The organism is Hamadaea flava (assembly GCF_024172085.1).
Lineage (GTDB): Bacteria > Actinomycetota > Actinomycetes > Mycobacteriales > Micromonosporaceae > Hamadaea > Hamadaea flava.
This window is the reverse complement of sequence record NZ_JAMZDZ010000001.1, coordinates 4383214-4408962: the sequence shown is the minus strand read 5'-3', so window position 1 is coordinate 4408962 and position 25749 is coordinate 4383214. Positions and strand designations below refer to the sequence as shown.

Annotated in this window: 29 protein-coding genes and 4 tRNA genes; 29 read left to right on the top strand and 4 right to left on the bottom strand. The window is 65.1% G+C overall.

What is annotated here, in order from left to right; genetic code table 11:
* The first annotated feature begins 42 nt into the window (after positions 1–42).
* The 5 genes from HDA40_RS20805 to HDA40_RS20785 all read left to right on the top strand — a co-directional run bounded on the left by HDA40_RS20805 (position 43) and on the right by HDA40_RS20785 (position 4771).
* On the top strand, positions 43–771 hold the full coding sequence (locus HDA40_RS20805; protein ID WP_253758389.1) for a hypothetical protein: 729 nt from the start codon (positions 43–45) through the stop codon (positions 769–771).
* A gap of 137 nt (positions 772–908) precedes the next feature.
* Positions 909–1331 carry a hypothetical protein gene (locus HDA40_RS20800; protein WP_253758387.1) on the top strand — a complete coding sequence of 141 codons (423 nt, stop codon included), beginning with the start codon at positions 909–911 and terminating at the stop codon, positions 1329–1331.
* The gene (locus tag HDA40_RS20795; protein WP_253758385.1) at positions 1309–2415 is read left to right on the top strand and encodes an MBL fold metallo-hydrolase; all 1107 of its coding nucleotides are present in this window, start codon (positions 1309–1311) and stop codon (positions 2413–2415) included. Before HDA40_RS20800 ends, HDA40_RS20795 begins: the two co-directional genes overlap by 23 nt.
* A gap of 29 nt (positions 2416–2444) precedes the next feature.
* Complete coding sequence (locus HDA40_RS20790) at positions 2445–3407, top strand: tyrosine-type recombinase/integrase (protein WP_253758383.1); 963 nt, start codon at positions 2445–2447, stop codon at positions 3405–3407.
* Positions 3408–3814: 407 nt separating this feature from the next.
* The gene (locus HDA40_RS20785; protein ID WP_253758381.1) at positions 3815–4771 is read left to right on the top strand and encodes a hypothetical protein; all 957 of its coding nucleotides are present in this window, start codon (positions 3815–3817) and stop codon (positions 4769–4771) included.
* Between the two features lie 33 nt (positions 4772–4804).
* Here the strand turns inward: HDA40_RS20785 and HDA40_RS20780 are convergent, their stop codons facing one another.
* The 3 genes from HDA40_RS20780 to HDA40_RS20770 form a co-directional block, all read right to left on the bottom strand.
* Positions 4805–5788: a hypothetical protein gene (locus tag HDA40_RS20780; protein ID WP_253758379.1), complete on the bottom strand. Its 984-nt coding sequence runs from the start codon at positions 5786–5788 to the stop codon at positions 4805–4807.
* 413 nt (positions 5789–6201) lie between these two features.
* Positions 6202–7065, bottom strand: a complete 864-nt coding sequence (locus HDA40_RS20775) for a glycosyltransferase family 2 protein (RefSeq protein ID WP_253758377.1) — start codon at positions 7063–7065, stop codon at positions 6202–6204.
* Between the two features lie 59 nt (positions 7066–7124).
* Complete coding sequence (locus HDA40_RS20770; protein ID WP_253758375.1) at positions 7125–7979, bottom strand: GntR family transcriptional regulator; 855 nt, start codon at positions 7977–7979, stop codon at positions 7125–7127.
* A gap of 436 nt (positions 7980–8415) precedes the next feature.
* On the opposite strand from HDA40_RS20770, the gene HDA40_RS20765 reads away from it, so the two are divergent.
* The 13 genes from HDA40_RS20765 to HDA40_RS20705 all read left to right on the top strand — a co-directional run bounded on the left by HDA40_RS20765 (position 8416) and on the right by HDA40_RS20705 (position 18079).
* A complete protein-coding gene (locus tag HDA40_RS20765; protein ID WP_253758373.1) occupies positions 8416–8586 on the top strand; it encodes a hypothetical protein in 171 nt (56 codons plus the stop codon).
* 8 nt (positions 8587–8594) lie between these two features.
* Complete coding sequence (locus tag HDA40_RS20760; protein WP_253758371.1) at positions 8595–8846, top strand: DUF6284 family protein; 252 nt, start codon at positions 8595–8597, stop codon at positions 8844–8846.
* Positions 8846–9079, top strand: coding sequence for a hypothetical protein (locus HDA40_RS20755; protein WP_253758369.1), 234 nt, complete (start codon positions 8846–8848; stop codon positions 9077–9079). The genes HDA40_RS20760 and HDA40_RS20755 overlap by 1 nt, the downstream gene beginning before the upstream one ends.
* Positions 9076–9894, top strand: a complete 819-nt coding sequence (locus HDA40_RS20750) for an ABC transporter permease (protein WP_253758367.1) — start codon at positions 9076–9078, stop codon at positions 9892–9894. Before HDA40_RS20755 ends, HDA40_RS20750 begins: the two co-directional genes overlap by 4 nt.
* On the top strand, positions 9891–10319 hold the full coding sequence (locus tag HDA40_RS20745) for a hypothetical protein (RefSeq protein WP_253758365.1): 429 nt from the start codon (positions 9891–9893) through the stop codon (positions 10317–10319). Before HDA40_RS20750 ends, HDA40_RS20745 begins: the two co-directional genes overlap by 4 nt.
* A gap of 90 nt (positions 10320–10409) precedes the next feature.
* On the top strand, positions 10410–11021 hold the full coding sequence (locus tag HDA40_RS20740; RefSeq protein ID WP_253758363.1) for an NUDIX hydrolase: 612 nt from the start codon (positions 10410–10412) through the stop codon (positions 11019–11021).
* 90 nt (positions 11022–11111) lie between these two features.
* Positions 11112–13226: a cell division protein FtsK gene (locus HDA40_RS20735; protein ID WP_253758361.1), complete on the top strand. Its 2115-nt coding sequence runs from the start codon at positions 11112–11114 to the stop codon at positions 13224–13226.
* A gap of 165 nt (positions 13227–13391) precedes the next feature.
* The gene (locus tag HDA40_RS20730; RefSeq protein WP_253758359.1) at positions 13392–13679 is read left to right on the top strand and encodes a hypothetical protein; all 288 of its coding nucleotides are present in this window, start codon (positions 13392–13394) and stop codon (positions 13677–13679) included.
* On the top strand, positions 13676–13930 hold the full coding sequence (locus HDA40_RS20725; RefSeq protein ID WP_253758357.1) for a hypothetical protein: 255 nt from the start codon (positions 13676–13678) through the stop codon (positions 13928–13930). Before HDA40_RS20730 ends, HDA40_RS20725 begins: the two co-directional genes overlap by 4 nt.
* 129 nt (positions 13931–14059) lie before the next feature.
* Positions 14060–14899 carry a bifunctional DNA primase/polymerase gene (locus HDA40_RS20720; RefSeq protein ID WP_253763708.1) on the top strand — a complete coding sequence of 280 codons (840 nt, stop codon included), beginning with the start codon at positions 14060–14062 and terminating at the stop codon, positions 14897–14899.
* On the top strand, positions 14896–16221 hold the full coding sequence (locus tag HDA40_RS20715; protein ID WP_253758355.1) for a DUF3631 domain-containing protein: 1326 nt from the start codon (positions 14896–14898) through the stop codon (positions 16219–16221). The genes HDA40_RS20720 and HDA40_RS20715 overlap by 4 nt, the downstream gene beginning before the upstream one ends.
* 233 nt (positions 16222–16454) lie before the next feature.
* Positions 16455–16679 carry a helix-turn-helix transcriptional regulator gene (locus tag HDA40_RS20710; RefSeq protein ID WP_253758353.1) on the top strand — a complete coding sequence of 75 codons (225 nt, stop codon included), beginning with the start codon at positions 16455–16457 and terminating at the stop codon, positions 16677–16679.
* Positions 16676–18079 carry a tyrosine-type recombinase/integrase gene (locus HDA40_RS20705; protein WP_253758351.1) on the top strand — a complete coding sequence of 468 codons (1404 nt, stop codon included), beginning with the start codon at positions 16676–16678 and terminating at the stop codon, positions 18077–18079. Before HDA40_RS20710 ends, HDA40_RS20705 begins: the two co-directional genes overlap by 4 nt.
* A gap of 133 nt (positions 18080–18212) precedes the next feature.
* Here HDA40_RS20705 and HDA40_RS20700 read toward each other — a convergent pair.
* Positions 18213–18293 (bottom strand) — tRNA-Tyr (locus HDA40_RS20700).
* Positions 18294–18497: 204 nt separating this feature from the next.
* Here HDA40_RS20700 and HDA40_RS20695 point away from each other — a divergent pair.
* The 11 genes from HDA40_RS20695 to rplA all read left to right on the top strand — a co-directional run bounded on the left by HDA40_RS20695 (position 18498) and on the right by rplA (position 25572).
* Positions 18498–18992, top strand: coding sequence for a YajQ family cyclic di-GMP-binding protein (locus HDA40_RS20695; protein WP_253763707.1), 495 nt, complete (start codon positions 18498–18500; stop codon positions 18990–18992).
* A gap of 236 nt (positions 18993–19228) precedes the next feature.
* Entirely contained in the window at positions 19229–19432 is a 204-nt protein-coding gene (locus HDA40_RS20690; protein ID WP_253758349.1) for a hypothetical protein, read from the top strand.
* Between the two features lie 40 nt (positions 19433–19472).
* Positions 19473–22019 carry a putative bifunctional diguanylate cyclase/phosphodiesterase gene (locus HDA40_RS20685; RefSeq protein WP_253758347.1) on the top strand — a complete coding sequence of 849 codons (2547 nt, stop codon included), beginning with the start codon at positions 19473–19475 and terminating at the stop codon, positions 22017–22019.
* A gap of 104 nt (positions 22020–22123) precedes the next feature.
* A tRNA-Thr gene (locus tag HDA40_RS20680) sits at positions 22124–22196 on the top strand.
* 31 nt (positions 22197–22227) lie between these two features.
* Positions 22228–22300 (top strand) — tRNA-Met (locus HDA40_RS20675).
* 102 nt (positions 22301–22402) lie between these two features.
* Positions 22403–22570 carry a 50S ribosomal protein L33 gene (gene rpmG, locus HDA40_RS20670; RefSeq protein WP_018347744.1) on the top strand — a complete coding sequence of 56 codons (168 nt, stop codon included), beginning with the start codon at positions 22403–22405 and terminating at the stop codon, positions 22568–22570.
* Between the two features lie 199 nt (positions 22571–22769).
* A tRNA-Trp gene (locus tag HDA40_RS20665) sits at positions 22770–22842 on the top strand.
* Between the two features lie 184 nt (positions 22843–23026).
* A complete protein-coding gene (secE, locus tag HDA40_RS20660; protein ID WP_253758345.1) occupies positions 23027–23359 on the top strand; it encodes a preprotein translocase subunit SecE in 333 nt (110 codons plus the stop codon).
* Positions 23360–23383: 24 nt separating this feature from the next.
* Positions 23384–24070: a transcription termination/antitermination protein NusG gene (gene nusG, locus HDA40_RS20655; RefSeq protein WP_372502899.1), complete on the top strand. Its 687-nt coding sequence runs from the start codon at positions 23384–23386 to the stop codon at positions 24068–24070.
* Between the two features lie 273 nt (positions 24071–24343).
* Positions 24344–24778 (top strand): 50S ribosomal protein L11, encoded by a 435-nt coding sequence (rplK, locus tag HDA40_RS20650; RefSeq protein WP_253758343.1) that lies wholly within the window; start codon positions 24344–24346, stop codon positions 24776–24778.
* An 80-nt stretch (positions 24779–24858) separates the two neighbouring features.
* The gene (rplA, locus tag HDA40_RS20645; RefSeq protein ID WP_253758341.1) at positions 24859–25572 is read left to right on the top strand and encodes a 50S ribosomal protein L1; all 714 of its coding nucleotides are present in this window, start codon (positions 24859–24861) and stop codon (positions 25570–25572) included.
* Positions 25573–25749 lie beyond the last annotated feature (177 nt).

Genomic DNA, 25749 nt, shown 5'->3' with positions numbered 1-25749 from the left:
GACGTGCGAACATTGGCACGTCACGTTGCGAGAGGATCACTGATGTCAATTCCTTGGATCGGTGCGGCCGCGACCGTCGTGGTCGTTGGCGACTTCAAGCCGACGCGTATCCATCCGAAGTGGTTATACGAGGCGGGGCTCATCAGCCAAGCCGATGCCCTGGGTTCGGTGGTTCAAGCTGCTGTACCTGGCGAGGTCTCAGTGTTTCGCACGGACTGGTTTCAATGTGATGTTCAGTCTGATCGCCTCACCGTCGTCGTAGCAGACCCCGCAGACTTTGAACGCTTGCGTGACTTAGTGGCCGGACTCCTCCGTTCGCTGACCGAGCTACAGTGCCAGCAAATGGGAATAAACAGGGTCGTACATCTCCAAATGGGGGATGCAGGGCAATACAATAGGGTCGGTGATCAACTTGCCAACAACGAGATCTGGGCCGGGACCCTACTGCTGCCTGGTATGCGGAACCTCACGACCTGGGGCGTTCGCCCAGACCTTTATGGCGGGAGAATCCAGGTTCAGGTCGAGCCATCCCAAAAGGTCAAGAATGGCGTATACGTTGCGGTAAACGATCATTTCGATCTGACGGCGGTCGAGCGCCAACCAACATCGCGAGATGAGGTACCGATCCGCAGCGATCCCGAAGAAGACGATCGAACCGCGAACGCCGCCAAGACTCAGCGTGCAATTACCATTCTGATGGAGGAGTGGACCGAGTCGATGCGGCGCGCTGACGAAATCATTGATCATGTTGGGGCGATGGGTAAGGTGTGACAATGTCTACGATCGCGGCCCAGGCAAGTTCGAGAGCAGCGCTTGCATCGACATCCTCTGACCAGCTGCAGGAAGCATCCTGGCTTTCTAGCGCCTCCTTTCGTGAGACCACCCTTCGGAGGCGTCGGCGGGCCGCTGTGAAAGACGTCGACGACTTAACGAGCGCCGAGGAACCGTTGTCGGAAATTCCGTCGACCTTCGCGCCCGCCCGCGGCGATGCGGCCCGCGAACTCGTTGTGGGAATGCAGAAATGGCACGGTCGGATTCTTCAGCTTGAGGATTCGATCGTGACAGTCGAGCTTTCACCTCTTGATCATCAAGGCCCAAAACTCCAGGCTGACTTTGCGCTCGACCTGCTCTCACCCAACGAGGACGAGGTCCGTCCAGGCGATTTGGTCTATTTGACGGTCCGAACCGTGGTTGGCTCTGGGGGACGTAAGACTCAAACATCGACCTTGACGCCAAGTTTGCCGGGCCGGTGGACCGACGTGGAAGTTGCGAAGATCAACGAAGCGGCCGAGGAGAGGCTGAGAGGGCTTGAGCAATTCTTTGACCGATAAGCCTGGTGATGACGTCGTCGAAGTATCGATCTTCGGGCCAGGTAAAGGTGAGTGTGTACTCGTTCATTTCGGCTCCAATGAGTGGCTGATCGTTGATTCGTGTGTCGACCAAGTAACTGATACCCAGCCAGCTTTGGATTACCTATCTAATATTGGCGTTGACTACTCAAGCGTAAAGTACGTGATTGCCTCGCATGCCCACGACGATCATGTTGCAGGGATTTCCAGCGTGTATGAGTCTTGCGAGCGAGCGAAGTTCGTTTGCTCGGCCGCGGCGACCAGTAAAGAGATGTTAAGCCTCATCGAGGCTGACCGAAAATCGCCTCCTGACAATCGAGTTCGACGTGAGTACGACCGAGTCTTCGACATCGCAAGAGATCGAGGTGTTGTGACTGGAGCGATTCAATTAGTACATGGTCTGGAAGGCAGGGTAATACTTGAGCGATTCGCCGGTAGTGGCCAGACCGAGGTTCTGATCCGTTCACTGTCGCCATCCGACCTTTCGGTGATGCGATCACGAGAGGCATTGGGCAGCATCGTCCCCACTGTTGGCAAGGCAAGACGCTCGAACGAAATCGATGAGAACGAGTTTTCGGTCGTGCTATGGATCGAGGCGCTAGGCAAGCAAATGTTGCTGGGGGCCGACATGACTAAGGAGCCGGCGGGAACTGGCTGGCACGCCATTCTGGCGACGTTTGCACCTGCCGCTAAAGCTGATGTGTTCAAGGTGCCGCATCATGGATCGCCAAACGCTCATCATCCGGACGTATGGGACCGTCTATTAGTCGATGATCCTATTGCATTGTTGGCGCCATATCGGGCGGGCAACCCGAAGCGGCCGTCATCGGACGACATCGCGCGGATCTGTGCACTGTCAAGTCGGGCCTTCGTCACCGCGAATCCCGCGATGCCAACGCCATCTAACAAAGTCAAACGCGAAATGATGGCACTGGGACCGCTTGCCCGTAATGCCCGTGAGCCGTGGGGAATCAGCGGACAGGTTAGAGCGCGATCGCGCGTGGGCGAGGCAAATTGGTCGATTGACCTGCTTCCGCCCGCACGGCGACTTGAAGATTGCACCTAGAGACCGCGGCTAGCGGCCTCGCTGACGCGGTGCGGTGGCTCGCCGCCTACACGGTGAAGCTCGACGCGCTCGCCGACGCCGTCGTTGTCCGCAGCGCGCTCGACCTGCTGAAGCTGAAGGCAGACCAGAAGACACCCGCCGCCCCCGCCACCGTCGCGCGCAAGCGCGCTGTGTTCTCGGGTGCGTTGAAGTACGGAGTCGAACTCAAGCACCTGGCCAGTCACCCGATGAGTGACGTGAGCTGGACCGCTCCGGCGGTCGCGGAGGAAATCGACCGTCGCGTTGTCGTCAACCCACCACAGGCACGACGCCTGCTCGGCGCGGTCCGCGAGATCGCCCCCGAGTTGGAGGCGTTCTTCGGATCGATGTACTACGCCGCGCTTCGGCCCGAAGAGGCGCTGCACCTCGCCAATGAGGAGTACGAGCGGCCGAGGCTGGCTGGCGCCTGGGGCTGGCTGCATCTCACCGGAGCCACCGTCACTGTCGGGAAGGACTGGGGTGATGCTGACTCGACCCAGGAGGAGCGAGGACTTAAGCATCGGTCGGCCAAGGCCACACGATCGGTGCCGGTCTGCCCCGAGTTGGTGGCGCTACTCGACGCGCACGTCGAGACGTATGGCGTCGCGCCAAACGGTCGGCTTTTCGTCACCAGGCGCGGGCCGGGCGGCCGGTATGTGCCCACGGCCGGCCAGCCCATCCCGAACAACACCTATACATCCGTCTGGCGGAGGGTGCGTCAGGCAGTCCTGACGACCGTCGAGCAGCGCTCGCCGCTGGCCAAGGTGCCGTATCACCTCCGCCACGCTGCCGTGTCGCTCTGGCTGAACGCGGGGGTGTCCGCTCCGCAGGTGGCCGAGTGGGCGGGGCACAGCGTCAACGTCCTGATGCGGGTGTACGCGAAGTGCATCTACGGACAGGAAGCGGCGGCGCGTCTGCGCATCGAGGCCGCGCTCGCACAGCAGTGGGGGCCAGGTGAGCGGTCCGGCGAGTAGTTGATCTCGCCGACACGTATACGACACAGCCGGTGAGAATCGACGGGATTCCGTGGGACTGAGCGGGACGAGCACGAAAGAGCCCCTGACCGCGTTCCCGCAGGTCAGGGGCTCTTTTTGCTGCTTGTGGCGGGTGAAGGGTTCGAACCTTCGTAGCTTTCGCGACGGATTTACAGAGGAGATCGCGTACGGGTTGTGACCTGCGCGGATTCAGGTCTCCTGCTGAACTTTGACGAGCATTTGCCGATGAGGGGCCGAGCCGCTCGGGCTAGTACCTGCGATTGCACCGGGGGGCCTCCGAACAGCCGACGCCGCGCTCCGTGTCCTGGAGCTGACTCTAAAGTGGCTTGCATCTATCGGCCAGGCAGGGCAAAGTCACCGAGGCATCAGGCGCAGAAGGAGGCACGATGGGTCTGCCCAGTGAAGATCAGATTATCTCTGCATTGGATCAGACGGGATTCTTGCTGGAGCAGCGTGTAGCGCAAGTCTTCGCGAAGAAGGGATGGGCGCCGAGCGTCGGCTGGCCCTTCCGTGACAAAGAAACCGGAAAGTCGCGTGAGATCGATGTCTTCATCTCGAACGGCGAGTTCGTCGGTGACCTGAACCTGGCCGCGTTCTTCATCAATACACACATCATCGTTGAATGCAAGAACACTCAAAATCCGTTCGTGGTTGTCGGCTCGAAGGACCACGGACCGTCACTAGCGATTGACGACTTCTGCGACTCTGAATTCGACCCTTTGGTGATGGGATTCGAAAAGGATCCTTATGCGTCAACCCCCGGTAAGCTTCGGTTCCATGACATACCGGGTTGGCCCCAGAAGGAGACCGCCAGAGGTAATCAGCTACTTCGCATGCATCAACAATCCGGCACATGGAAAGCTGACAACGCGAATGTTCACGACAGCATTCAGTATCCAATGGCGAAGGCGATCCAGTCAGTCCGCGATGAAGGCTTTGATTACTACGCCTCCGATCGATGGAGAGAAGACGATCCTCTATCCCCGTCTTTCGCATTCGTGTATCCCATCGTGGTGACTGCTGGTCCAGTTTTCACTGTGCTGGTTGACGCTCAAGGTTCAACCGTCAGTCAGGTCCCGTGGGCGCAAGTTGTCCGGCAGCTAGACGATGTGAATCTCTCTGGTACCTTCTTTTTCGAGATCGTCAGCTTTACTGAGCTGGAACGGTACATTGATTTCCGCATCGAGCAGTTTCTCAGTGGCCTATATCGTCGTTTGAGCGAGAACTTGCGCTTTGCTGATCCAGACTGGTTGCTTGCAAACCTGGGTCGGCCTCATGCCGAGGCATTCTTTGAGCATTGGCGCAAGGTGGTTGCGGCACGCCGGGCAGGCACCATCACCTAATCGACAGCAGAGAAATCCCATGCTGGCGTCAAGTCAGCCTGTCACTGAGGGGCTAGAGGTTGCGCACTCGTGGAACTGACGCAGCGGATCTCTGGGCTGACAGGGCAGGAACTCCCAGTTGTTGAAGCCCTCGCCGCTAGGGGTTGGGGTCGGCGATGGGCTTTGACCGCTGGGAAGAAGACGCGGGTCGGTGACTTGGCAACCGTGGCCGTAGCGGTATGCGGCACAGACGTCGGGGTGGATGAAGTCGGCTACCCACCATCGGCCTTCGCCGTCCTGGCGCACGGTGAAGGTCCACAGCGTGACGCCGAGCTTTGCGTTGCCCCAGTAGGGGAAGGCGTCGACCGGGTAGGTCTCCTCGGCGATCACCTCGTAAGTCAGCTTGCCGGGCTCGCCGGGGACCTTGCTCGCCATGGCCAGGTTGTATCGGGTGCGCTGCCAATCTTTGCCCGGCGGTGGTGTCTCACCGGGAACGGGTGCGTCAAGGACAGCCCTTACCTGCCTCACGCGGTCGAGGACGGCGGAACGGCTCTTGCGGCGCACGCTGGCCCCGATCTTCATCTCGCCCTCTTCGGTTAGCGGCTCGCGATACTGCGAGAACGCCGACGAGAAGAAGGCAAAGACGGCGGAGCTGTCGAACGCTGCACCCTTACCGGCTGAGTGGTTGACGGCGTACGTCCACCATGTCGCGCTCGGCAGGCCGAGGCAAAGAGCGAGAGCGACAGCCGCGCTCGCTGCCATCACGTAGCTACGGGCCGGGCGTAACGTCCGCAGGATCGCGATTGCCCACCACGGTGCGGCGAGCACTAGCCAGGTGAAGGCGATCCATCGCCAGGTGCCCAATGCCGACGTGGCCGCCGCGTCTGCTGCCAGCCAGTGCAAGACGCCGCCAACGATGACGGCGACCAGGCCCGCGAACGTGGTTGCCAGGGTGAGGCGGAGCCACCGAGGCCGGAGAAATGCGGCTATCTGGCTGCCTATTGAGTCGGTCGGTGTAGTCGGTTTCCCCAAGGTCATAGATCTTGGCATACATCACTGTCTGCCCTGTTGCCAAGATCTATCCCGAACTAACGAACACATGTTCTAATATCGCTCGTGTGACAGTCGAGCGCGGCACCCGGGTTGACCTGCTGAGAGTCACCTATGAGTGCCGCGCGCGCTGGCGGAACGGGTCATCGGGATCGTGGCGCGAGCACCACATCAGCGTTGGCGTTCTCGGCGATGGCCGCTGGTACGTCAACATGACCGGCCACGGTGGCGACACGCGCGCGTACCAAACTAAGGCCGAAGCATGGCGAGTGATCCGGAACCTCATGAGTGCTCATGGCGATGGACCATGGCAACCGGTTAGCTGCTACGGGACTTCCCTCCTGAGAGGCGGCGGCTGACCTGGTCGGGACTGTCTAGCCTGCCTGCGGCCAAAGCGCCGGCTATTCGGCCCCCGATTGGCGGAGGTTGTGCCGCAGGGCACCCAGTGATTCGGTGAGAAGCGTTTGCTCAAACTCCTGCGGGTCGTCCACGCCCGGCCTGTAGGCCGCCATCATCTCGTGTGCCTGGTCGTACCACTGGAGAAAACAGGGTTCCTCGCTGGCCTCCATGCGACCTTGGCCGACTGCATGGCGAAGTATGACCGCCAGCTCCGCAGCCATGAGTCGCTCCTTGCTTTCGTCGGTGCGCTGGGGGTGTGACCAGTCATCGGTGACGACAGGCGTCATGCGCGGAGCATGCTGGTTCCAGTGCAGCAGCAGGGTTACATCGCTGGTGAATCCGGACGGCAGCTCGGCGGGCCAAAACTCCCGCCGAACGGCGCGCTGCCCCGACCAGGGCGTAGGCCCTACCTTGGGCAAGATCTCCGGAAACAGCACTCCCATCAGTGGAGTGAAGAATCCCCGCATCCACATCTGGGGATACAGCGGCCTCCAGTACAGATTGCTGATCGTCGCGTCCGTAATGCCTTGCAAGATCGGATCTGCCAGGACGGAAACGAGCGGTGGGTCCCCGTAGTAGTGCAGGTCTCCGTCAATCAGGCAGATCACATCTCCGCTGGATGCCTGAACACCAGCGTGCATGGCCGACCCCTTGCCAACGGGCGCTTCTACAACCTTCGCTCCCGCTGCCGCCGCAAGTTCGGCAGTGTTGTCGGTACATCCACTCGCGGCAACGATCACCTCATGATCCGAGCCACCGAGGCGGCTAAGCCCATCAAAGGCGTCAGCCACCGAGCGCGTGATCCGATCCGCTTCGTTGTGTGCCGGAAGGACGACGCTCACCGACCCGGCAGCCTCGCGGCTCACCGTGCGATGCTGAGCGATGTCTAGTCCTAATGCCGGATCGATTCTCGGCCGCTCACTCTTCACAGTCGATCTGCCTTCTCGTCGTACTTCGGATGGTCGGTGGGCCACCGCTGTAGCTGTTCGGTAAACGCAATCTCGGTACGGTCCGCCGGGTAAAGAGCGTCCGAGAGTTCTACGACACGACCGGTGATGTCGACCGACCGGCTACGAACCCGCAGCAGCGAAACTCCCTGTTCCATCCCCCATTTCTGTCGATCGCCGGGCGTCGGTTGCATCGCGATGACGCCGCGCACGAACCGATCAATCTCAATGCCTACCGTGTAGAGCTGGTGTTGGTGGCCGCCGGGCCACGGCTCGTTGGCATCGTCGAGCAGAGCTGGGTTGCCCTCGATTAGCGCGAGTGGGATGTAGGAGACGCTGAAACTCAGCCGGTGGCCGCTAGCAGGGTCGGTCATCTCATAGGTCCGCTGTTGAACGAGCGTGCCCGGTTCGATGCCGAACTCGGCAGCGATCTCAGCGGACGCGGGCACTACTTCGTATTGATGGGTCGACTGAATCTCCTCGATGGGGATACCGGCGGTCAGCTCGATAGCTCCGCGTGCGGCCCGCACCGACGACGGCATTAGAACCAGGTCCTTCTGCTCCTGACTCCATTCGTTCGACAGCGTGATGCGCTTGGGCGGAATCCGCACCGTGGCGCGCTTGCCACGGCCACCGCTGACACGGCCCTCGGACTTCAGGACGTCTAGCGCCTCCCGCGCTACCAACGTCGAACAACGCCACTGCGACGAGAGCTCCTCGATGGTCGGCAGTGGATCGCCTGGCTTCAAGTGGCCGTCCACGATCTGCGCGCGCAAGGCGTCGGCGATCCGGTACTTGACCGGCAGCGTCGCCTCAGTGGTGTGTGCCTGCATGGCGTCCATTAGAGCAGCAAGTTTGCCAGTTTGCTAGCGAGGTGTTGACACCGTCGTGTGACGCGGCTTACGCTCCTCGCAAGTTCGCTAGCAAACCGGCAAACTAGCGAGGAAAGACCTGATCCTGGCCTGTGGTGACGGACGGCGAAGCGGCTTCGGCTGTGACGCAGGTTTCGGCCATTGAGCGCTTGGCACCACTTGAGAAGTGAATAGCGATAGCGGAACGCGCTGGCTGGCCGTTGTGACAGCCACCAAATCCCTGCGTTGACCCCGGGTCGGTTCCGGGCGAGCAGGCGGCGGGGCCAGCGCTAATGCACACAGCGTTTCCCGACTGGCTACGGCCTGTCTGACCTGTTCTTCATGCGCCGAGGCGCAGTCCTCCTTGCTTGGCGGCTAGGGACTGCGCCTCGGCTCCCACTCCCGAAGGAGCGTTTCCATGCTCGCATCCCTTGCCGCGTCGGTGCGGATCACGGTCCCGAAAAGCGCCGTGCTCTGCCCCTGCGTCTGCGGCGCGCTCGCCGTCATGTCGACCGCCAAACGCCGCTGCATCCGTTGCGGCGGCACCGCGACCGGCCCGAAGGCCACGCGGAACGCTGGAAGGAACTGAGCGACCCCATGGACTTCAACGACTTGACCGGCCCGTCCGAGGCCGAGCTGACCGCTATCGAGCTGGAATGGCCGCTGATCGCGGCCGAGCTGGACCTGACACAGGCCGAGATTCTGCTGCTGACGGCCGACGGCGGCCCGTCCGAGCTGGACTGGAAGCGGCTGCGCCGCGCCGAGCGCGAGCGCCTGGCAGCGCTGCGGGACCTGCTGAACCTGACCGAGGCCGCTATGCGGCCGGTACGCCGGTTGGCGGTCGCCTGATGCCCGACTTCGACTACGACGGCCCCGCCGGGCCGAGCGCCTTCCGGCGGCATGTCGCGCCGGTCGCGGTGCGCCTTGAAGGCTCGGAGCAGGCCGTGACGAACGCCGTCGCGGTGCTGCGTGAGGTCTTCACCGTTGCCTACGAGTCGAGCCTGTTCCGCAACGACGACGGCTCAACCCACCTCGACCTGACCCTTTCCCGTGACTACCCCTACTCGGGAGGCTCCAAGTGACTGCCCCGACCAGCGCCTACCCCGTAGCGGTAGAAGACCTGCTGCCGCACGCGCGCACCCTCGCCGACACGATCGGGACAACGCCGTCCCGCAACGCGCTCATGCGGCACCTGAAGATCGGTGCCCCGAAAGCGGCGGCGCTGCGCGACGCGCTGACCGCCACCGACTTCCCCCCGACTCCGGCGGCAACGCCGGTGATCGAGCCGACCCCGGCAGACCCGCCCGCCAGTCCCGCCAACCCGCCGGTCCCATCGCCGGTGATCGAGCCTGTGGCGACGCCTACGGTGATCGACACTCCGGCCGTTGCGCCGCTGGCAGCGGTTGACGGACACCCGGCCACACTCGCGCCCACGGCGGCCACGGTGCGCACCCCCCATCGGGTCCGGTCCTGGCCGGTCTTCCTGATCGCCCTTCCCGCGTTCGTGGCCATCTGGTCCGGCTGGGTCGGGCTCGGCGAGCTGACCGGGTTCGGCATCGTGCACCCGCTGCCGGGCATCTGGGACGACTTCTCACTGAACACCGCCGTCACCCTGCCGATCGGCGTCGAGGTCTACGCGGCGTTCGCCCTGCGGGCGTGGCTGGCCGGTAGCGCGGTTCCGGCGGTCGCCCGCCGGTTCGCCAAGTGGTCGGCGATCTGCTCGCTGCTGGTCGGCTCGGCCGGACAGGTCGCCTACCACCTCATGGAATCCGCCGGCATGACCGCCGCCCCCTGGTGGATCACCACATTGGTTTCCTGCCTGCCCGTCGCAGTGCTCGGCATGGGCGCCGCTCTGGCCCACCTGCTCAACAGCCACGACGACAGCGAGACGGCATGAGCAGCCGGTATGCGGATCTGGCCGCCCTGTGTGGCCAGATCCGCGCCCATGACACCGACTATCCCGCCCGGTACCGGCTGATCCTGGCCGCGCTGGCGGAGGCATCCCGGCTCGGGCTGCCGTGCGGGATCGGCTACGACAACAAGCCTTCCGCCGTCCCCGGCCTGCGGATCGTCGTGTACATCGACCTTCCCGGCCACGGTCAGGTCAGTTGGCACATGCCCGAGTACCCCGGTCAATGGGATCGCCACGGCACGCCTACCAAACTCCGGCGGCTGGAACGGTTCGCCGCCGAGCACGTATCCCCGGCTCCTCAGGCCCGTCATGCCGACGCGAGCAACACGACGGTTGTCGTCTCCGGCGACGGCGGCTCCACCGTGGTGATCGGGCAGATCAACGCCAACGTGATCCGCTTCCGGCCCTGATGGTGACCGCCAGCGTGCAGACCGAGCCCTCATGGCGGTTCGGTCTGTGCGCTGGCCGCCACCGTGGCGGACGGAAGGAGTACCACCGCAATGAGCTACCTCAACCACCCCGACACTGCGGCTGCTGGCGACACGGCCGATACCCATCACCTGACCGCGTCGGCCGTCGTGCTCGACGTGACCGCCCGCCGGGTGCTGCTCGTGCACCACCTCGGAGCCGACATGTTCCTGTTCCCCGGTGGGCACGTCGAGCCCGGCGAGGCCCCGCACACCACCGCGATCCGCGAGGTGGCCGAAGAGACCGGGCTGACCATTGACCTGGTCTCACCCACACCCGACCTGACGGCGCTGTACGGCATGGGCATGACACCCGCGCCGATGCCGTTCCTGGTCGCCCGGATGCCCGCGCCGGTCTGGCCCGACAGCGTCCAGCACGAGCACACCGACTTCCTGTACCTGGCGACCGGCGACAGCCGCGCACCGCTGACCATGCAGGCCGACGAGGTCGGCTCGATCGTGTGGGCGCACGTCAACGAGCTGCACCGGCTCAACATCCGCGCCGAGGTCGAGTACGTGACCCTGGCCGCCCTGCGCACCCTCACCGCGTCGCCGACGCCGGGCGTGAACACCGTGAACGTCGTGTCCGGCAACGCCCGCGTCGGCATTCAGGCCGGTGTGATCAACAGCAACCAGCACCGATGACGCGCCGGGGCGTGACCTCCTGGCCTCGCAAACCGCAGGTCACGCCCCGCACACCCCCTCCAGCCATCTGACGGAAGGTGCCTGCTCATCATGGCAATCAACGAAGACGCTCCGCGCGACTGGGATGCCGGACTTGCCGAGCTGCTCAACGGCGAGCAGCAGACCGGCAACGCCGGATCCCATTTCGATGTCGCGCTCGACGAGGAACCACAGCCCGGCGGCATGCCCGTCGCGCTGCCCGACCTGGCCCCCGGCGGAAAGCGTCGCCAGGTCATCCCGAACGTGTTCCGGTCGCTGACCGCGCTGCGCGCCGAGGCGGTGCGAGCGTTGGGCCGCTGCGGTCACATTGTGGCGTTCCACCTGGTCCGTAGCCCCTGGTACGGGGTGCGCGCTACCGGCTACGCCCTGCGCGGTATCCCGGTCGTGATCGGGCGGCAACTGCGGTGGTGGTGGGTCAACGAGGCCCGCACCTTGGAGCAGGCCGCCGCGAACGCCGACGACGGCAAGATGTGGGCCACGGTCCACCGCGAGGGCAAGAACACCAGGTTCTTCCGGTTCCTGGTGCTCGCGGCGGAAGCGGCCGGGCTGGCGTTCGGCATCAACATGCTCGGCACCGCGCCGTGGTGGGCAACCGCGGGGGCGGTCGCCGCCGGTATCGGGGTGCTGCGCCACTTCGGCCAACCGGCCGGGACGGCGATCGTGTCCCCGGCGGTGGTCGGTGGCCGGTTCCGCAAGCTCAACCCCGACATCGTCGTGCGTGCCTACTACGCCGCCGGTCTCGGGCATCCTGACCGGCCCGGTCAGCAGATCGCGTTCGGGTCGACGATGGCCCGTGACCCGTCCGGCACCGGTTCCCAGGTGCTCATTGACCTGCCCTACGGCAAGACGTTCGACGACGCGATCAAGGCCAAGGGAGCTATCGCCTCGGGTCTGGATGTGTCCCCGAATCAGGTGTTCATCAGCCGTGACGTGACCAGTCATCGGCGGCATGTGCTGTTCGTCGCCGACCGTGACCCACTGGCCATTCCCGCAGGGCGTACGCCACTGCTGGACGGCAAGGTGCGCGACATCTGGTCCCCGGCACCGTTCGGGCTGGATGAGCGTGGCCGGAAGGTCGGGCTGCTGCTGATGTGGATCAGCGTGCTGATCGGCGCACAGCCACGTAAGGGCAAGACGTTCTCGGCTCGGGCGTTGGCGCTGTACGCGGCCATGGACCCGTACGTGAAGCTGCTGATCGTGGACGGGAAGATGTCGGCCGACTGGGACAAGTTCCGCCTGGTCGCGCACCGGTGGGTGTGCGGCGTCGTGCCCAACAGCCGCGACAACGACCCCATCACGCACGTGCTCGACATGCTCCGCGAGGTCAAGAAGCACATTGAGACCGTCAACGACTTCCTGGCCAAACTGCCGGTCACCGAATGCCCCGAAGGCAAGATCACCCGGGAACTGTCGCGCAAGTACGAGCAGCTGCGCGTGTGGGTTCTTGTCATGGAGGAGTTTCAGAACTACTTCGAGACCGACGACCAGGAGGTCAACCGGGAGATCGCGGCCCTGCTGTCGTTCATCAAAGCCGTGGGTCCCTCGGCCGGGGTGGTGATGATCTCGGCCAGCCAGAAGCCGTCCGGTGTCGGCGCGGGTGACGTGTCGCGGTTGTTCAACCGGTTCCGGGACAACCACGATGTTCGGTTCGCGCTCAAGTGCGGAAACCGGATCGTGTCGGAGGCCATCCTCGGCGGCGACGCCTACGCCGAAGGGTTCGACGCCTCCACTCTGCCGACCGGCGACAACTATCGCGGCGTCGGCATCCTCTACGGGGCGTCCGACGACACCCCGGTCGTGCGGACCTACCTCGCCGACCACACCGACGCCGAGAAGATCCTCACCGCCGCCCGCAAGCATCGCGTGGCGGCCGGGACGCTGTCCGGCTACGCCGCCGGGGAGCAGATCACCCGCGACGTGCGAGACGTGCTCGCCGACGCGGTCGCCATGTTCCACCCCGGCGAGAACGGCCTCTCCTGGCAGCGCCTCGCCGAACGGCTGGCCGAGCGCATCCCCGAGCACTACGCCGACATCACCGCCGAGACGATCTCCGCACAACTCCGGGCGCTTCATGTACCCAGCGTGAACATCAAGGAAGACGGACGCTCGCCCAAGGGTGCCCGACTTGTGGAGATTCAGGCCGCCGCGACTCGCCGCGATCGGTAGCGGCACCCGCGCTACCGGTAGCGCTCGCGCTACCCACCCCGCTACCACCGCTACCAGGCAAGAAAACCCCTGGTAGCGGGTAGCGGGCTGCCCTCCAACACCCCGAAAACCTGCCTGTGGAGGCATTCCGTGGCATCCGACGCCGCTACCGCTACCCCCACGACCATGATCACCGCCTTGCCGTTCATCGTCGCCGCTGTCGTCACGCTCGGTTACGCCTGGCTGTGCTGGCTGCGCCCGTTCCGCCCCTGCCCGATGTGCAAAGGCCAGGGCTGGAAGTCCACCCGCATCCTGCGCCGCCCCAAGACCTGCCGCCTGTGCGGCGGCGACGGCTGGCGACTGCGCCTCGGCCGACGCCTGTTCAACCACCTGCGCCGAACGCGGCTCGCCGCCGTACGCAGCGAAACCACGCTCACCCGCACCATCAACCGCGCCAAGGAAGGCACCCGATGATCACCCGAATCTACGAGCTGGTGACCGGCACGCCGTGGACCACCGGCCGCAGCGCGGTGGCTGAGTTCGGCCCCACCATCGCCACCCGATACCCCGAACTGGCCGAACTGACCGACCGCGAACTGTGCTCGATGACACCGAAGACCGCCATCGCCTACGCCGAGGCACAGCGCGCCAACACCGCCGAGGCGTGGGAGCGGTTCGACAACCACCTGGTAGCCGACCGCCTCCGCGTGCTGTTCCACGTCTAGCCGACAGACCACACGACGCGGCCGACAACGCATGTCGGCCGCGTCCGTCATGGAAGGAGGACACCTACGGTGTCTCACCCCTGGTTGGCGGCTGCGCTGCGCTACGCCGCCAACGGATGGCCCGTCTTCATGCTCGGACGCACCAAACGCCCCTTAGGTAACTGCGCCAACTGCCCTAAGGACAACGCCCCGGGCGCACATGACCCGCAAGCCTGCCGCTGCCTGACCTGTCACGGGTTCTACGCCGCCAGCCGCGATCCGCTCACCATCCGGCGCATGCTCAACTTCGAGCCGCGCGGCATGCTCGCCATCCGCACGGGGGCCGCGTCCGGTCTGGTCGGTGTCGACGTCGATCCGGCCAAGGGCGGCATGGCCAGCCTCACCCAGCTCATCGCCCGTGGGATGACCCCGCCGACCCGCTACGTCGTCACCGGCTCCGGTGGGCTGCACCTGTACTACCGGCATCCCGGCCCGCACGTGAAGGTCCCCAGCACGAACGGGAAGTTGGCCCCGGGGATCGACATCAAAGCCGACGGCGGCTACCTCGCGGCACCGCCCAGCGTGCACCCGGACACCCGGCGACCGTACGCGTGGGCCGACGACCAGGCTCCGATAACCGAGGTGGCCCCGCCCCTGCTGACGTGGTGCCTCACGCCCGACCCGCGACCAGCGCAACGCCCGGCCTCCCGCCCGACACACATCACCACTGGGGGCGGGGCCATCTCCTATCCCGACCGGCTCATGGACACCCTGCTAGCCCGCATCAGCGAAGCCCCAGACGGTCGCCGGAGGGTGACCCTCTACGGCTGCGCACGCGGTGCGGCCCGCATCGTCGCCGCCGGACACCTCACCGGCACAGCCGCCTTTGACCTGCTCGTCGCGGCGTGCGACCGGGCGGGCTGGCCGCCGGCCAAATCCACACCCAACGCGATCCGTGACGGGTTCGCCGTCGAAGGAGTACACCTGTGACCCGACCCGACAAGCCGAAGCACGTCAACGGGGCCGAGCTACTCGACCGGCTCCGTGCGGCCATCCGGCAGTACGTGATCCTGCCCGACAACGAATCCTTGGACGCCGTGGTCTTGTGGGTCGCAGCGACCTACGGTCTGGCCGCGTGGGCGTGTGCCGCCCGCCTGGTCATCCGTGCACCCGAGAAGCGCTGCGGCAAGTCCCGCTTGCTAGACCTGGTGGAGGCTGCCTGCCACAACCCGCTGATCACCGTCAACGCCAGCCCCGCCGCCGTGTACCGGGCGATCGGCACCGAGGACCCGCCGACGCTGCTCATCGACGAGTACGACACGATCTTTGGCCCGGCGGTCGCCGGATCGAACGAGGACCTGCGCGGGCTGCTCAACGCCGGTCACCAGCGCAACCGGCCCGCGCTGCGCTACGACGCCAACAGCCAGCGCGTTGAGCGCATCCCCACGTTCGCCATGGCGGCCATGGCCGGAATTGGCGCCGCACCCGACACCATCGAAGACCGGGCTGTGGTCATCCACATGCGCCGCCGGGCGACGCGGGAGAAGGTGTCGCCGTGGCGGGTCATGCGGGACCGGCCCATCCTGGCCACCATCGGCAACGAGGTGCGTGACTGGATCACCGCCCACCTCGACGAGCTGCGTACCGCCGAGCCGGTCATGCCTGTAGAGGACCGTGACGCCGACACGTGGGAGCCGCTGATCGCGGTAGCCGACCTGGCGGGCGGGGACTGGCCGATCCGGGCGCGTACCGCCGCCGTCACCCTCACCGGCGCTCGGGAAGAGACCGCCGCCAACTCCGACCGCGTCCGGCTGCTCACCGACTGCCGCACGGTCTTCACCGCCGCCGGGGCTGACGCCGAGGCGCTGCCGACCGGGCACCTGCTCTCCCAACTCCGGGCGATGGATGAGGCACCGTGGGCCGATCTGACCGCCGTGAAGCTCGGCGCGCTGCTGCGGGAGTTCGAGGTGAAGTCGACCAACATCCGGTTCACGACCGGTCAAGCCAAGGGCTACCACCGAGCGGCATTCATTGATGCGTGGGACCGGTATTGCGCCCCCGAATGCCCGGACACCCCGGGGGAGCCGTCCCAGCCGTCCCAGCCGTCCCAGCCCAGCTCAGCCCCGGGACGGGTAAAAACGTGGGACGGCTCAACCCGTCCCAGTCAAGATCTCGTCCCAGGCTTGACCAGCAATGGGACGGGTGGGACGGCTGGGACGGCTACCCCCGCCCCTGCGGGACACAACTCGCCCCGGGACGGTCGCCACTTGCGCGCCGTACCCCCGCCAGACGAAGCGACCGGCACCGCGTAGACCCCGCCCCGCCGGACTCCTGAGAGCCACACAGCCAACTATGCGCATGCCTAGATACCAGACAGGTCGAGATCTTGGCTCAGCGTGGCTCTCAGAGGGCTAACGCAGCACAACCGCACGACGCACCCCGCTACGACGCGCAGCACCCCGAACGACACGGCCTCGGCGCGTGCCACCGATGGGCGCGCCGAGGCCACTCCCAACCTCTCACCAGGGCAAGGAGTGACCTCATCATGGCAACCGCCGCCCCCGCACGAAATCGCTCGACCGAGCCAAAGCGTGCCGACCTCCTCAAGCTCGCCGAAGTGCTTGAGGAGCTGGACGTGCCCAAATCCACCTTCTTCCGCTGGAAGGCGCTGGGCGCTGCGCCCAGGACGATCAAGTACCCGAATGGCAGTTTGCGCATCCGCCGACGCGACTTGGATGCCTGGCTGTCCGCGCGCGAGGAGACAGCGTGAGCAGTTACAACGTCCGTCTTTGGGAGATCAAGGAGTACAAGGGCAAGCGCAAGTCAACCTACAGAGTGAGGTGGACCGTCGCCGGTCAGGAGTTCGGCGAGACGTTCTCCACGCGACCGCTCGCCGAGTCCTTCCTTGCGAAATTGCGTACGGCGACGCGTGAGGGCGTGCCGTTCGATGAGGCATGCGGCCTGCCCGAGCCGATGGCACGCGCGCTCAACTCCAAGACCTGGTACGAGCACGCCTGCGCCTACGTGGATATGAAGTGGCCTCGGGCATCGGGCAAGCACCGCACGGGCATTGCGGAGTCACTGACAACGGCGACGATGGCGCTGCTGACGACAGAGCGCGGCGCGCCGCCTGACGAGCAACTCCGGGCCGCGCTCTACGGCTGGGCCTACAACGCTGGACGCCGCAAGGAGGGACCGCCTCCCGACAAGCACGCGAGCGCGATCCGGTGGCTGGAGACCAACACGGTTCGGCTCATCGATCTGGCAGAGCCTGCTCTGGTTCGCAAGGTGCTGGACGCTCTGTCGATCACCCTGGACGGGAGGCTAGCGGCGGCTAGCACCATGGCGCGCAAGCGAGCTGTCTTCTCGAATGCCCTGCTGTACGCCGTCGAGCTGCGCGCCCTACCGTCGCACCCGATGGCCGCCGTTGGCTGGAAGCCAACCAAGACCAACGAGGAGGTAGACCGCAGGGTCGTCGCCAACCACGCGCAGGCGAAGGCTCTCTTCCGCGCGGTGGAGGAGATCTACCCGGAACTGGGCGCGTTCTTCGCCAGCATGTTCTACTCCGCTCTCCGACCGGAGGAAGCGCTACAGGTGCGCGATGCGGACTGCGAATTGCCAGCGGACGACGAAGAGTGGGGGACCTATCACCTCACCGGCGCGACCGTCAACGTGGGCCGAGCATGGAGCGACGACGGCACGTCGCACGAAGATCGCGGGCTCAAGCATCGGTCAGCCAAGGCGACGCGCGACGTGCCCATTCCGCCCCCGCTGGTGAAGATCCTTCGCGCACATCGGGGGAAGTACCCGCCGGGACGCGACGGTCGCCTCTTCGTGAGCCGCCGTGGACCTGGCGGAACCTACTTCCCAACCTGGCCAGGAAGCACCATCCCCAACAACACCTATCCAACCGTATGGAAGAAGGCGCGGGAGCGAGCGCTCACGGCCGATCAGGCAGCGTCGCCGCTCGCGGCCCGGCCGTACGACCTTCGGCATGCTGCCGTGTCGATCTGGCTGAACGCGGGCGTAGCGCCTACCCAAGTCGCGGAGTGGGCGGGGCACAGCGTCCAAGTGCTCATGCGCGTCTATGCCAAGTGCGTCTATGGCCAAGAGGATGCGGCGCGCCGAAGGATCGAGGCAGCGTTGCGGGAGCAGGACCGGCAGAGCTGATCTTGCGCTAGAACTTTGCCGCGTATTTGCCGGGACGAGTGAGCCACGGCCGGACTCCGTGGGACCGAGTGGGACCGACACGAAAGAGCCCCTGACCACGTTTCCGCAGGTCAGGGGCTCTTTTTGCTGCTTGTGGCGGGTGAAGGGTTCGAACCTTCGTAGCTTTCGCGACGGATTTACAGTCCGCTCCCATTGACCACTCGGGCAACCCGCCAAAGCCGTCGCCACGCCTTCGGCCGGAGCGTCGGGCGCGTTGACTTGAGAAAGGATAGCGGTACCGGAGGGCGTTCGTGCAACCGGGTTGCCTGGCTCACTTCGCAACCCGGTGTCGCGGCCCGATAGGCTGATGAACCGTACATATCTCCAGTCCATGAAGATCGGCCGTCATGCGGCGGCCAGTCCACGAGGAGCAGGGAAGATGGCTGCCAACCCGTCGTTCGACATCGTCAGCAAGGTCGACCGCCAGGAGGTCGACAACGCGCTGCACCAGACGGAGAAGGAGCTGGGTACGCGGTTCGACTTCCGCGGCACCGGCGCCTCGATCTCCTGGGCCGGCGAGGAAGCCGTGGCGCTGTCGGCGGAGACCGAGGATCGGGTCAAGGCGGCGCTGGAGGTCTTCAAGGAGAAGCTGATCAAGCGGAACATCTCCTTGAAGTCGCTCGACGCCGGTGAGCCGAAGACATCGGGCAAGGGTTACAAGATCGATTGCAAGATCATTCAGGGCATCGATCAGGAGAAGGCCAAGGCGATCAGCAAGAAGATTCGTGACGAAGGTCCCAAGGGCGTTCAGGCGCAGATCCAGGGCGATCAACTTCGAGTGACCGGCAAGAAGAAGGATGACCTGCAGGAAGTCATCACTCTGCTGAAAGCCGGGGACTTCGGAGTGGCGCTTCAGTTCACGAACTATCGTTGACTTCTCGGAATCGGTTCCTTACTGTGAGCAATACTCAGAGTCGGACAGGTCGGACTCAACGGAACAGTCGGACCCGGCCGGGGTCCGCCGAGTGTCGACATTCTCAGCGCTATGGGACGAAACCGCGCAAGTCCTAGCGCTGGCTCCGCGTTGGGGCTTTCCCTGCCACGCGCTAATGTGACACTATCCGTTGAACCCCCATGCCTATGCCGCATTGAGATTGTCAGGAGTCGCCGATGAGCGCTAGCAAGCTTCGTCGAGGGCTGGTGCTCGGCATGCTGGCCGCCGTAATCGGTGGCGGTGCAGCAGGCCTGAGCGCGGCTCCCTCGGTTCTCGCGGATTTCGACTGGAACTCGCCCGCCGCTGCTGTCGACACCGAGACGCACAGCGTGCCGCAACAGGACGTCATCCTCACCGCGACCGACTTCGACTGGAACTGACTGTCGGAGTGATCTGAGGGCTAAACCATAGGGGGCCCAATTGGCGCGCTCGGCAGCGGTCGCGCGGCGCAGCTCGGAGCTGAGCTGGCTCGTCACCGGCCCCCTAGCGCTCATCTCGATCGTACTGACCTCGGTCATCGCGGCCAGGGTCGAGACTCCCATCGGTAGCTGGGGCCTGGGCCTCGTCTTTCTGGCCCTGTTCATCGCCGCTGATGTGGCCACGCTCGTCTTCCAGGTTCATCGGAACGCCATAGTCGCCTCGCTCTCCGAGATCCCCTTGGTGCTCGGGCTGGCGTTCCTGCCCCCGGTGACGCTGATCGTCGTTCGCGTACTCGCGAAGGCGCTGATTCAGGCTCACCGGCGGGTGCCGCCAGTGAAGGCGGCGTTCAACGTCGCATCGGTCGCCGCGAACGTCACGGCGGCCGAACTCGTCGTCACACCGGTCATCCCCGACGATCCGGTCGCGCGGAGCGTGTGGCTCGTTCAGCCGACGACGTGGCTGCTCCTCGCCGGTGCCGTGTTCCTCAGCGTGCTGGTCTCGCTGGCTGCGGTCACCGGAGTCATCGCTCTGGTGCAGGGACGGGTTTGGACCAAGCAACTGGCCAACACCGCCATCGCCGGGTTCGGCGTCGCCTCGATCAACGTAGTGATCGGCATCGTCGTGCTGATCCTGATGCAACAGAACCCCTGGGCGATTCTGCTGGTGCTGGCGCTCGCCTTCGGATTCGTCCTCGCGTACCGGTCCTATGCGAACTTCATGCGTCAGCACAGCAGTCTGGCCGAGATCTACGACGTCACTCGGGCAGTCGCGGACACCCCGCACGACGGGACTCTCACCGATGTTCTGCTCGGCAAAGTGCGGGCCCTCCTCAAAGCCGAGTACGCGACGCTCTGGGTGCCGGCTCAGGGGCGATACCCGGAGTTGCTGCTCAGCGCGAAAGAGGACGCGCTCGGCCTGATCGATCTCGTGGGGACGCCGGACATCCTGCGTCAGCAGGTGATGGAGTCGGGCGAGACGATCGCTGTCGGGGAGGCTTTCGGCGACAGCGAGCACTTGGCCGAACTCCGTGCGACCGGGGTCAAGGACGCCATCGTCGTGCCGCTACGGGCGGGCTCCGCGGTCATCGGAACGCTCGAAGTCGCGGGCCGGATCGGCGATCTCGGCAAGTTCGGTCCGACTGAGGTCAAACTCCTGGAGGCGATCGCTGCGCATGCCGCGGTCGCTGTGGAGAACTCACGTCTCGTCGACCGGTTGCGCTACGACGCGTACCACGATGCGTTGACCGGGCTGCCGAACCGCCGCCGTGTGACCACGGCGCTGGAGGAGTCGGTGAAGGTTCGCGCGCCGGGTGAGGTGGTCGCGGTCCTGTTCTTCGATGTGGACTCGTTGCGGGACGTGAACGACTCGCTCGGGTACGCGGCCGGCGACCGGCTGATCGGCGAGGTGGCGACGCGATTGCGTAGCGCGGCCGCGGCGGGGGCGTTGGTCGGCCGGGTGGGCGGTGACGAGTTCGTCGTGACGTTGCGGATTCCGAGCGCCGAGGCGGCGACCAGTTTGGCGACGAGTCTGCGTAAGCAGTTGCAGCAGCCGTTGAGCTTCGGGACGCTGACGCTGGACGTGGACACGGCGGTCGGCATCGTGGTGCATCCCGATCACGGGACCGATCCCGCCACCTTGTTGCAGCGAGCCGAGTTGGCCACGCATGCCGCGAAGTCCAGTGCGAACGGCGTACAGCTGTTCAGTCTGGGCATGGAGTCGCGGTCGGTGCGGCGGCTGGGGCTGGCGGGGGATCTGCGCCGGGCGCTGGACAACAACGAGCTGGAGGTCTACTTCCAGCCCAAGGTGGACCTGCGGGACCGGCATCTGGTCGGTGTGGAGTGTCTGGCCCGCTGGGAGCATCCGACGCACGGTTCGGTGGCGCCGGAGGACTTCGTGGCGGTCGCCGAGCACACGGGGCAACTCAGCCGGCTTACCGAGGCCGTGCTGCGCGAGGGACTGCGGCGGGCGCGGGAATGGATCGACGCTGGGCGGCCGCTCGGCGTGGCGGTCAACCTCTCCGCGCGTACCCTGCTCGACACCGAGTTCCCGAACCGGGTCGACGAGATCCTCCGGGAGTACGCGGTCTCGCCGGACCGGCTCACCCTGGAGATCACCGAGGACGGTTTCGTCGGTGAGGAGGATCGGCCGTTGCCGACTCTGCGCCGGCTTTACGAGCTGGGCGTACGCCTCTCGGTGGACGACTTCGGGACGGGCTATTCGTCGCTGTCGTATCTGCGCCGGCTGCCGGTGCACGAGGTGAAGATCGACCGGTCGTTCGTGCAGGGCATGGCGACCGACGCCGGCGATCTGGCGATCGTGCGGGCGGTGGTCGACATCTCGCGGCACTTCGGTCTGGCGGTGGTGGCCGAGGGAGTCGAGAGTGAACTCACGCTCGATCTGCTGGCCGAGATCGGCTGCGACATCGGGCAGGGCTTCCTCTTCAGCCGGCCGCTGCCGTACGAGCGGCTGGAGGCTTGGCTGGGGGCCCGGACGGACGGCGAACCGACGCCTGGCGGCGAAGTCAGGCGGCTGCGCGCGGTCGGCTGACCGGCCGCGAAACACGGCGCGAGTCGAAGGGGTAACCCGATTTCGTGGAATGGGGGCCGCCGTGTACTCTTACCAAGGCGCGCGACGCGGTAAGCGTGGCGCACGCCCCCTTAGCTCAGTCGGCAGAGCGTCTCCATGGTAAGGAGAAGGTCTACGGTTCGATTCCGTAAGGGGGCTCGACCCGGGTGTCTCAGGACAACCCGCGCCCAGCGGTGTAGCTCAGTTGGTAGAGCAAGCGGCTCATAATCGCTGTGTCGCCGGTTCAAGTCCGGCCACCGCTACTTGAGCGTCGTCACATTTGTGGCTCGCTCTTTTGCGTTTCAGCGCAGTGTTCTCCTACGCTGGGACCTCGATATGCACAGCTCATTCAGGAAGGCACTGCTGTGGCTAAGGCGACTGACGTACGTCCAAAGATCACCATGGCGTGCGTGGACTGTAAAGAGCGTAACTACATCACCAAGAAGAACCGGCGTAACGACCCGGACCGGATCGAGCTGAAGAAGTTCTGCCCGCGTTGCGGCAAGCACACCGCGCACCGCGAGACCCGCTGATCCGGCGGCTCCGCCAGCAGCTTTCCAGAAAGACCGGCGCCCGATTGGGCTGCCGGTCTTTCTGCTGTGTGAACGCGAAATCACGTCGAGTGGCCTACCTGAGTTGGCAACGGGGACGCCTACCCGTACACTGGTCCGCCGTGGGGTGAGTGACCCCAGCCAGTGGTGCACGCCGCCGGCTGAGGTGTGCTGACCGCACAGGGGTGTGGCGCAATTGGTAGCGCAGCGGTCTCCAAAACCGCAGGTTGCAGGTTCGAGTCCTGTCGCCCCTGCGGCTTGATGCCTTCCGGAGCGGGGCCTGGCCTCCAGTCAACGCAGGCGCGTTTCGGCGGGCGTTGGGCTAGCGTGTGACTGAGTGCGGAAACAAGCACTCCCACCCCCGCGACACGGAAGTAGGGCGAAGTGGCCGAGAGCAATCGACGTGGCGAGGGCGCCGCGGCCGAGCACGTCGAAGACGTGTTCGACGACGCTGTCGACGACGACGCCGAGCTGACCGAGGAAAGCCCGACCGACAAGAAGTCGACCAAGGCGGCGTCGAACAAGGACGCGAAGGATGCCAAGGCGGCGAAGCGTTCGGAGGGCCGGGGCCTGTTCGGCCTGCGCCGGATCTGGCTGTTCTTCCGTGAGGTCATCGGCGAGCTGCGCAAGGTCATCTGGCCGACGCGCAATGATCTGTTGACCTACACCGCTGTCGTGGTGGTATTCGTTGCGATCATGATGACGCTCGTCGGCCTCCTCGATCTCGGTTATGCCAAGGGTGTGCTGTACATCTTCGGCAACCCTAAGTGACAGATGTGACGGAAGTGAGCGAGCGTGGCTGAGTACGACGAGACCGCCGTGACCGACGAGGTCACCGACCAGGCCGAAGAGACGGCAGTGGTCGAGCCGGCGGACGACGACGCTCCCTTCGACCCGGTCGCCGAGCTGCGGCAGAAGCTTCGCTTCGCCCCCGGCGACTGGTACGTGGTGCACTCGTACGCCGGTTACGAGAACAAGGTCAAGACGAACCTCGAGACCCGGATCACCAGCCTCGACATGGAGGACTTCATCTTCCAGGTGGAGGTCCCGACCCGCGAAGAGGCCGAGATCAAGAACGGCAAGCGGCAGGTCGTCACGAACAAGGTGTTCCCGGGTTACATCCTCGTCCGGATGGACCTGACGCCGGAGTCCTACTCCTGCGTCCGCAACACCCCCGGGGTGACGGGCTTCGTCGGTGCGACCGACCGGGCTGACCGTCCCGCGCCGTTGAGCCTCGACGAGGTCCTCAAGTGGCTCGCCCCGGCAGCTGTGGCTGAGCCGGGCAAGAAGGCCAAGGTCGAGGTCAAGGTGCTGGACTTCGAGGTCGGCGACTCGGTCACGGTGACCGACGGCGCCTTCGCCTCGCTGCAGGCCACCATCAACGAGATCAACGCGGACCAGCAGAAGCTGAAGGTTCTGGTCTCGATCTTCGGCCGCGAGACCCCGGTGGAGCTCAACTTCAACCAGGTCTCGAAGATCTGAGATACGGCCCGTTGCTTTCCTGACGGCGCTGCCCGTCGTGTGCCGCGAGCACACGACGGGGTCATGCGCCTCGCGAGAAGACCTCGACGGGAAGAATATGGATCCGCATCTCAGTCTCAGGGCCAGGTTCGAAGATCGAATTTACCGGCGTTATCATGGAACGTCTGGCCTGTGAACAGGTGCGCTGACCGTGCGCGCTGAGCAGGCCGGTCCGGTGAAAACCACCCCGGGCGGGATGCGGCCGCACCCTGCCCATACAGCCCAGGAAGAGACATGCCTCCGAAGAAGAAGAAGATCGTCAAGACGTTCACGCTTCAGCTGAAGGCTGCGTCGGCGACTCCGGCTCCGCCGGTTGGTCCCGCGCTCGGTCAGCACGGTGTGAACATCATGGAGTTCGTCAAGGCGTACAACGCCGCGACCGACTCGATGCGCGGTGACGTCGTTCCGGCGCAGATCACCGTTTACGAGGACCGGTCCTTCACCTTCGTGCTGAAGACCCCGCCCGCCGCCCAGCTGCTGATCAAGGCGGCCGGCGTGCCCAAGGGCTCGGGTGTCCCGCACAAGGAGAAGGTCGGCAAGGTCACCAGCGCCCAGGTGCGGGAGATCGCCGAGAAGAAGATGGCCGACCTCAACGCCAACGACGTCGAGCAGGCCATGAAGATCATCGCCGGCACCGCCCGGTCGATGGGCATCACCGTCAACGAGTGACCTTGAGGCGCCCGCTCGCCGGGTGCCGTGGGAGAGCCGCCCCACGCGGCTCGTTGCAGACCACAGGAGATTAAGCAGAGATGCAGCACAGCAAGGCTTACAAGCAGGCGGCCGAGAAGATCGACCGCGCCAAGCTCTACGCCCCCGCCGACGCCATCAAGCTGGCGAAGGAGACGAGCCCCACCAAGTTCGACGCCACGGTCGAGGTCGCGATGCGCCTCGGTGTCGACCCGCGTAAGGCGGACCAGATGGTCCGGGGCACCGTCAACCTGCCGCACGGCACCGGTAAGACCGCGCGAGTGATCGTGTTCGCTGCCGGTGAGAAGGCGGCCGAGGCGGAAGCCGCCGGCGCCGACGTCGTCGGCACCGACGAGCTGGTCGCCCGGATTCAGGAGGGCTGGCTGGAGTTCGACGCGGCGATCGCCACGCCGGACCAGATGGCCAAGATCGGCCGGATCGCGCGGATCCTGGGCCCGCGCGGCCTCATGCCGAACCCGAAGACCGGCACGGTCACCATGGACGTCACCAAGGCCGTCAACGAGATCAAGGGTGGCAAGATCACCTTCCGGGTGGACAAGCACTCCAACCTCCACCTGATCATCGGCAAGGCGTCGTTCTCGGCCGAGCAGCTGATCGACAACTACGCCGCCGTCGTCGACGAGGTGCAGCGGGCCAAGCCGTCCGCGGCCAAGGGCAAGTACGTCAAGAAGATCACCGTCACCACGACCATGGGCCCCGGCGTCCCGGTCGACCCGAACGTGACGCGGAACTTCCACGAGGGCGCGGAGGGCTGACCCCCACCCGTCCGTCGGACGTAGACAGAGGCTTGAGCTCCCCCGTGGCGCTCAAGCCTCTGTCGCTTTTTCTACCGCAGACGTCTGACAGTTCCATGGGTGACGTGCGGCACGGATTTGGACGTGTCACCGGATGTCCGCTATCGTTACTGGAGTTTCACCCAAAGACCGCTGGTC